The sequence below is a fragment of the Streptomyces sp. NPDC093065 genome (assembly GCF_044754585.1).
GTDB lineage: Bacteria > Actinomycetota > Actinomycetes > Streptomycetales > Streptomycetaceae > Streptomyces.
The window spans coordinates 1-7,138 of record NZ_JBIVPJ010000004.1 but is presented as its reverse complement, the minus strand read 5'-3'; the positions used below and the strand labels follow the sequence as shown (position 1 = coordinate 7,138).

The 7,138-nt window shown below is 70.7% G+C and carries 7 protein-coding genes; 4 read left to right on the top strand and 3 right to left on the bottom strand.

The genetic code is table 11. The features are described 5' to 3' along the window. Nucleotides 1–107 precede the first annotated feature (107 nt). On the bottom strand, nucleotides 108–773 hold the full coding sequence (locus ACIQFU_RS08515; RefSeq protein ID WP_402550055.1) for a TetR/AcrR family transcriptional regulator C-terminal domain-containing protein: 666 nt from the start codon (nucleotides 771–773) through the stop codon (nucleotides 108–110). A gap of 65 nt (nucleotides 774–838) precedes the next feature. Here ACIQFU_RS08515 and ACIQFU_RS08510 point away from each other — a divergent pair, with 65 nt between their 5' ends. Then, nucleotides 839–2,350: a monooxygenase gene (locus ACIQFU_RS08510; RefSeq protein WP_402550053.1), complete on the top strand. Its 1,512-nt coding sequence runs from the start codon at nucleotides 839–841 to the stop codon at nucleotides 2,348–2,350. A gap of 95 nt (nucleotides 2,351–2,445) precedes the next feature. Here the strand turns inward: ACIQFU_RS08510 and ACIQFU_RS08505 are convergent, their stop codons facing one another. Continuing rightward, entirely contained in the window at nucleotides 2,446–3,213 is a 768-nt protein-coding gene (locus ACIQFU_RS08505; protein WP_402550051.1) for an AraC family transcriptional regulator, read from the bottom strand. 98 nt (nucleotides 3,214–3,311) lie between these two features. Between ACIQFU_RS08505 and ACIQFU_RS08500 the strand changes: the two genes are divergently transcribed. Continuing rightward, nucleotides 3,312–4,112 (top strand): sulfite exporter TauE/SafE family protein, encoded by an 801-nt coding sequence (locus ACIQFU_RS08500; protein WP_402550049.1) that lies wholly within the window; start codon nucleotides 3,312–3,314, stop codon nucleotides 4,110–4,112. Between the two features lie 139 nt (nucleotides 4,113–4,251). Here ACIQFU_RS08500 and ACIQFU_RS08495 read toward each other — a convergent pair whose 3' ends face one another. Continuing rightward, entirely contained in the window at nucleotides 4,252–5,145 is an 894-nt protein-coding gene (locus ACIQFU_RS08495; protein ID WP_402550048.1) for a LysR family transcriptional regulator, read from the bottom strand. Between the two features lie 217 nt (nucleotides 5,146–5,362). Here ACIQFU_RS08495 and ACIQFU_RS08490 point away from each other — a divergent pair, with 217 nt between their 5' ends. Further along, on the top strand, nucleotides 5,363–6,454 hold the full coding sequence (locus ACIQFU_RS08490) for a DUF3533 domain-containing protein (protein WP_402550047.1): 1,092 nt from the start codon (nucleotides 5,363–5,365) through the stop codon (nucleotides 6,452–6,454). Between the two features lie 231 nt (nucleotides 6,455–6,685). Then, the coding region (locus ACIQFU_RS08485) for a transposase (RefSeq protein WP_402550045.1) at nucleotides 6,686–7,138 on the top strand (453 nt) is incomplete at its 3' end.

Below are 7,138 nucleotides of genomic sequence, written 5' to 3'. Positions count from 1 at the left end.
GTGCAGGCCAACGCGACCTGTGCGTCGCCCCACAAACAGCCTCGATAACCGCTGGTCGCACCGCGAGTGACGCGCGACCGCACCAGCCGTTTCACGGCCCGTCGGGCTCACCGCCGGACGGCGCGCAGTCCGTCCAGGAGCAGCCGCAGTCCGAACTCGAAGTGTGTCGCGAAGTCCGTGCTGGTGAGCACCGGCAGGGTGGCGGCGAGGTGCGGATACGTCCCTGCCGCCACTGCCTCGTGCAGGATGCCCGCATGGGCGGGCTCCCCGTCCGCCGGCGGGTGGGCGGCCTGTTCCTCCAGGGTGTGGCCGACGGTGAAGTTGGCCACCGCGTACAGCGCTCGCGCCGCTTCGCCGTCGTCGAAGCCCGCCTCGCGCAGGACGCCGACGAGGCTTTCGGAGAAGCCCAGCGTGTTGGGGCCCGTCGAGTGCGTACCGGCGAAGACGCGTGCGCCGTCGCGATGGGCGAGCAGGGCCGTACGCAGCGCGCGGGCGAGCCGCGCCGCTCTCTCGCCCCAGTCGCCGTCCCCCGTCGGCCCGGCGGCGTCGGCGACGCCGCCGACCATCCGCTCCGCCATCGCGGTCAGCAGGTCCTGCTTGGTCGCGAAGTACCGGTACAGCGCACCGGCCTGGACGCCCAGCGCGTCGGCGAGCCGGCGCATGGTCAGCGCGTCGAGGCCGGACTCGTTCAGCAGGTCGAGGGCGGTCTGAATGGTGCGGGCCCGGTCGAGTCGGGCGGGCCGCCCTCGGGTGGGGCTTGACGGCGAGTTCATGGACGCCACTATAGTGAACGGTGTTCATGTGAACGTCGTTCACTAAATGTAGGAGGGTATCTCCGATGGACACCGAAGTGATCGTCGTGGGCGCGGGCCCGACCGGGCTGATGCTCGCGTGCGAACTGTCGCTGGCGGGCGTACGGACCCGCGTTCTGGAGCGCCGCAGTGAGCCGCAGCGCGATTCGCGGGCGTTGACTCTGCACCCCCGCAGTGTGGAACTGATGGACCAACGAGGGCTCCTCGACCGGTTCCTTCCGCTCGGCCGCACCGTGCCGGGCTGGCACTTCGCGGGGTTGCCCACCCAGTTGGACTTCAGCGCTCTCGACTCCAGGCACGGTTACACCCTCTTCCTCGCCCAGGCGCGCACCGAAGCCCTCCTCGAGGAACGGGCGCGCGAACTGGGAGTGCAGATCGGCCGCGGACACGAGACCCTCGGCGTGAGCCAGGACAGCGACGGGGTCGCGGTGGAGGTGCGCCCTCCCGGCGGCGGCACCGAGACCGTGCGTGGCCTCTACGCGGTCGGGTGCGACGGCGGACGCAGCATCGTGCGGCAGGACGCCGGGATCGGCTTCCCGGGCACCGACGAGACGCTGACCGGGGTGCTGGGCGACTTCGGGGTCGTCGACCCGCGGCCCGGCGCACTCGATGCCGCACGGGCCCAGGGCGTGATCGTCGTGCCGCTGGAAGGAGGGCTCACCCGCTTCGTCTACCTGGATCCGGAGCGGTTGCGGGTGCCGGCCGGGGAGCCCGTGACCGTGGCGGAGTTCCGCACGTCACTCACCCGGATCACCGGCTCCGACTGCGGGGTCGCCGAGCCTCGCTGGCTGTCGCGCTTCGGCAACGCCACCCGGCTTGCGGAGAGTTACCGTTCGGGACGCGTCCTGGTGGCGGGCGACGCCGCGCACATCCACTTCCCCGCGGCGGGCCAGGGGCTCAACACCGGGCTGCAGGACGCCATGAACCTGGGCTGGAAACTCGCCGCCGTGGTGGCCGGCTGGGCCCCGCCCGGGCTGCTGGACAGCTACGGCCGCGAACGGCGGCCGGTCGGCCAGTCGGTGACCGAGAACACCGAGGTCCAGACCCTGCTGGCGGAGCTGACGCTGATCGAGCAGTATCAGCGCCCGGCCGTGGCCCTGCGCACGCTTGTCGACCAGTTGCTGGGCATGGCGGAGGTCAACCAACGGCTCGCCGACCAGGTCTCCGCGCTCGGCACCCACTACCCGCCGACGACTCCGGACGCCGATCCGCTGGTGGGGCGGCGTATGCCCGACGTCGGGCTGACCACCACGGACCGGGAGGCGACACGGGTGTACGAACTGCTTGCCCAGGGCCGCTTCGTCCATCTCACCCTGACCGGAGACCCGGCCCTCCAAAAGTCGGTCGAAGGCTGGGCGTCGCGGGTCACGGCCGTCACCGTTGACAAGTACGACGAGCACGCCGCCCTCGACGGCGTGACCGAGGTTCTCGTCCGACCCGACGGCCACGTCGCGTGGGCCACCCGTACCACCGACGGCGGTGCGCGCGGCGACGAGCGGATCCAGGCACTGACCGCCTGGGCGGGCACGCCCGCCTGACGGGAGCCGACCCCGCCGGCGAGCCGCGTCGGTCCACCTTCCACCTCGACGGCGAAGTCGAGACCGTCGTCCGACTCGAAGGTCGGGTGCTCGGGCTACGGGGCGGTCCGGTAGGTGCTCGGCGGGTGGCCCAGCAGAGTCCGGAAGGCGGTGGTGAACGCTGCGGGGCTGTCGTAGCCGAGGCGGGCCGCGATCCGGGTGACCGGCGCGCCGGCGGCCAGGTGCTGCAGAGAGTGCACGATGCAGGCCCGTTGCCGCCAAGTTGCGAAGTTCAGCCCGGTGGCGCCGCGGAACCGCCGGCCGAGGGTGCGTTCGCTGACGCCCAGGGCGGCGGCCCAGCGGGCGGGCGGGTCGTGGACGTCGGGGTGGCGCAGGAACGCGTCGCACAGCCGCCGAAGTGCGGGGTCGGCGGGCAACGGAATGTCCAGGGGGAGGGGCACCAGGCCGGCGAGTTCGTACAGGAGCAGGCCGACCAACGTCGCGTCGCGGCCGTGCTCGGGATAGCGGGGCTCCATGTCGACTGCTGTCAGGAGGAGTTCGCGCAACAGCGCGGAGACCTCGACGACCTGGCAGCGGGTGGGGAACCAGGGCACGGCTGCGGGCTCGATGTAGAGGCTGCGGGTGCTGACCCCGGGCATGCACACCTGGTGCCGGGTCCCGGCCGGGATCAGCACCGCGCGATCGGGAGGCACCGTCCAGGTGCCCTCTGCCGTCGCCAGCTCCATGACACCGGTCGCGGCATACAGCACCTGGGCCCGGCGGTGCTCGTGGAACGGCAGCAGGTGGCCGGGCGGGTAGTCGGTGCCGATGGCCAGGACGGCACGGTCGAGGGCGTCGACCTCGTCGATGTGGACGTTGCGCACACCGCCAGACTAGGGCCGTGCCGGGCTGTCGGATTGACGCAAGTACCTGGCGTTCGTTCGATTGCCCGCCATGCGGTCCGATCCGTAGCGTCGTGGCAGTGCTCACCTCATACCTCACGCTGACCCTCTTCGGCTGCCTGACGGGCATCACCACCGTGATCTTCGGATTCGGCGGCGGCTTCGTCACCGTCCCCGTCGTCTACGGCCTCCAGAACGTCACGGCGCCCTCCGGCGCCGACGCGATGCACGTGGCGGTGGCGACATCGACGGCTGTCATGGTCGTCAACTCGGCCGTCGCCACCCTGGCACAGTGGCGCCAGGGTCGGCTGCGTCGCGAGTACATCTGGCCGATGGCCGCATTCGTCCTGGTCGGCGCGGTGGCCGGGTCGTTCGCGGCAACCCGGATCGGTGACACCGCGCTGCGGGTGCTGTTCGCCGTGTACCTGCTGGTGACGATCGCCGACAGCCTGCTGCGCAAGGGCTTCCTGTCCACCCCGAGGGCCCGGGAGCCACGTCCGCTGAGCCGCCCGGCCAGGACGCTGGGAGGGGTCGGGATCGGCTCGGTCGCCGCGTGCCTGGGCGTGGGCGGCAGCGTCATGACCGTGCCGCTGCTGCGTCGCCGGGGCCTGCCGATGGCCGACGCGACGGCGATGGCCAACCCGCTCAGCGTGCCCGTCGCCGTGGTCGGCACCGCCGTCTACATCCTCGCCGCCCCCGCCCTGCACGCCCAGGCCGGACGGCTCGGCTACATCGACCTGCTCGCCTGCGCGGCGCTGCTCGGCGGCTCGCTGCCCACCATCGCCCTGGCCCGCCGCGCCGCGGCCCGCGTCCCGGACCGGGTGCACTCCGTGGCCTACGTCGCCCTGCTGGTGATCGTCCTGCTCGTCATGGTGATCTGAACGACAAGACCGTCCACGAAGACGAGGCCTGGCGTGAGGACCCTGACCGGAAGACAGCGAGCGAGTGGTTCTGCCGCCGAACCAGCTGGGGGAAGCGCACGCCGGACAGACCCTCGCCCTGTGACGATTGACCGGCCCCTCATCCTGTGAGCGGTCCCGTGTCCCGCGCCGCCCTTGCGAGTGCACGGACCAGGCCCGTCTCTCCGGCCGTCGGCCAGATCAGCGCCCAGCTCGCCGTCGGAGCGTCGTACGGGCGGAGATACCGGAGGCCGTGCCATTGGTAGTAGCGTGCGGCGTCGCCGTGCACGAGGCTGATCGCCTCGCCCGCCGCGACCACGGCGGCGAGTTCCTGGAACGAGGAGACCTTCGGGCCGCGCCGGGTGGGCCGGCCGCCGGGGGTGTGGGTGGGGACGAGTGTCTGCTGCCAGTACTCGGGGATGGGTGTGGCGGAGTGCGGCAGGGGCCAATCGGCCAGGTCCTCCAAGCTGACGGCGTCCCGCAGGGTCAGGGGGTGGTCGGTGGCGACCATGAGAAGCAGGGGCTCGGTGACGACGATCGGGCCGACGGTGAGATCGGGTTCACGGACGGGCAGCCAGGCGGTCGCCACGTCGACCGAGCCGTTCCGGAGGGGGCCGAAGGGGTCCGTGAAGATGACCTCCTGAATGCGGAGGGCGACCTCGGGGTGCCGGCTCCGGAACAGGTCGAGCAGGCGTACTTGGTCGTGTGCCTGGGAACCGTGCAACCCGAGTGTCAGCGTGCTCGTCGAGCCACGGGCGGCAGCGGTGGCCGCGCGGGTGCCGTCGAGTATCTGCTGGTAGCCCGCGCCGAGATCGCGCCGCAGTTGCGTGCCGATGGCGGTGAGCTCGACCTTGCGGCTGCCTCGAGCGAAGAGACGCGCTCCCATACTTCGCTCCTGCTTGGCGATCGACTGGCTCACACGCGACTGCGACACGTGCAGCCGGTCTGCGGTCCGGCCGAAGTGCAGTTCCTCGGCCAGCGTCAAGAAGATCTCGATGTCCCGTAGTTCCACCACTTGCCCCCAGCCTCCAGTGATGACTCCTGGGTTATCAGACCATGTGAAGCGGGGCATGTTCGCGCTTTCCCGCGTTGCGTCCTTGGTCTCCTCTTGCGTGCGCCATTCGCCCGGACGGGTCCCGAAGTGCCGTGCGCGTGCGTGTTCGCGAGACGGCGTGAGAGCGACGGGTCAGGATGCGGTGCTGAGCGCATTGAACTGAGGCCGGGGAGGCCAGGTGACGGGTTCGACGGGTCGGTCGACGTCGGTTGAGGACGGTGCCGGGGCGCAGTTGCGTGATGCCATCACGGCGCGGGCAGCGCTCGTCATGCTCGGGGTACTCCTGCTGCAACTGGGCTTCGCCCTCTCCTACATGGGTGCCTTCCACGCACCGAAACCGCACAAGGTCCCGATCACACTGGTCGCGCTCCCCGAGGTGGAACGAGAGGCGGTTGCCCGGCTCAACGCCCTGCCCGGCGATCCGCTCCGGGTCACGGCCGTCGCCGACCGTGCCGAGGCGCGGACACGGCTGCTGGACCGGCGCACGGACGCCGTCCTCGTCCTGGACCCGGCGGCACGTGCCGACACCGTGCTCGTCGCCTCCGCCGGCGGACCGTCGGCTGCCACTGCGGCAACCGAGATTCTTCAGGACGCCGCCCGCACACAAGAACGCCAGATCGTCGTCCGTGACCTCCGCCCGCCCTCGGCCGGCGACTCCCGGGGGCTGTCCTCGTTCTACCTAGTCCTGAGCTGGACCATCGGCGGCTACCTCGCCGCATCCGCCCTGAACATGGCGGCAGGCTCCAAACGCCCCACCCTGCACCGCACCCTCGTGCGCCTCGCGGCGATGCTCCCCTACGCGTTCGTCTCGGGCATCGGAGGAGCACTCATCGTCGGCCCCGTTCTCAACTGCCTGCCCGGCGCATTCTGGGAACTGGCCGGCCTCGGCACGCTCGTGGTGTTCGCCTCCGGCGCCGTCGGCGTCGCTCTCCAGTCCGTGGCAGGCACAGTCGGCCTCGGACTCACCGTCCTGATCTTCACCGTGCTGGGCAACCCCAGCTCCGGCGGCGTATACCCCGCATCCCTCCTGCCCCCCTTCTGGGCCGCAATCGGCCAAGCCCTGCCCCCTGGGGCCGGCACCACGGTGGTACGCAACACCGTCTACTTCAACGGCAACGCCACCACCGGCGCACTCTGGATCCTCGGCGCCTGGGCCTTCGGCGGCGTAGCCGTAGCGATCATTGCCGCCGCCCTCCGCCGGAAACAGGGCCCTGCACCCAAGCGGGAGCGAGCGTTCGGTTCGGACACTGGTCCGGCGGTGAGCAACTGAGCGGTCGCTGGCCGCGTGCCCTTCCGGTTCCAAAACCGTGTGCGAGCCGCTCGGAGGGGCCTTTGCCCTCCGGGCATGTCATGCTCCCCCGCAGTCTTCTCGATGCGCCTCGCCGGCTGGTTGACGTGCCCGTGGTGGTGGCCTGGGCTTCCGAAAGCCGTCCCTGCGTATCCCGGATGGTGAGGGACTGTAAATCGTTCGGTGTAACTCCCGATCATGGAGGATGCATCGATGACCAGTGAGAACGTAGCTGAGCCCGGAGCTGTTGAGCTTTCGAAGACTGTGCCGGCGAAGGCTGTGGACGACCAGTTGATCGACGAGCTGGTGGGCCGGGCCCAGGCCGAGGGCCTGCAGCTGACCGGCGAGGGCGGGCTGCTCCAGCGGCTGACGAAGCGGCTGTTGGAGTCCGCCCTGGAGGGCGAGATCACCGATCATCTCGGCTATGACAAGCACGATCCGGCGGGCAAGGACGGTGGCAACTCACGCAACGGCACACGCTCCAAGACGGTCCTGACCGATGTCGGGCCGGTGGAGATCACCGTGCCCCGCGACCGCGACGGTTCCTTCGAGCCGAAGATCGTCAAGAAGCGGCAGAAGCGCCTGACCGGCATCGACGAGATGGTCATCTCGCTGGCCGCGAAGGGCCTGACCACCGGTGAAGTCCAGGCCCACCTGGCCGAGGTC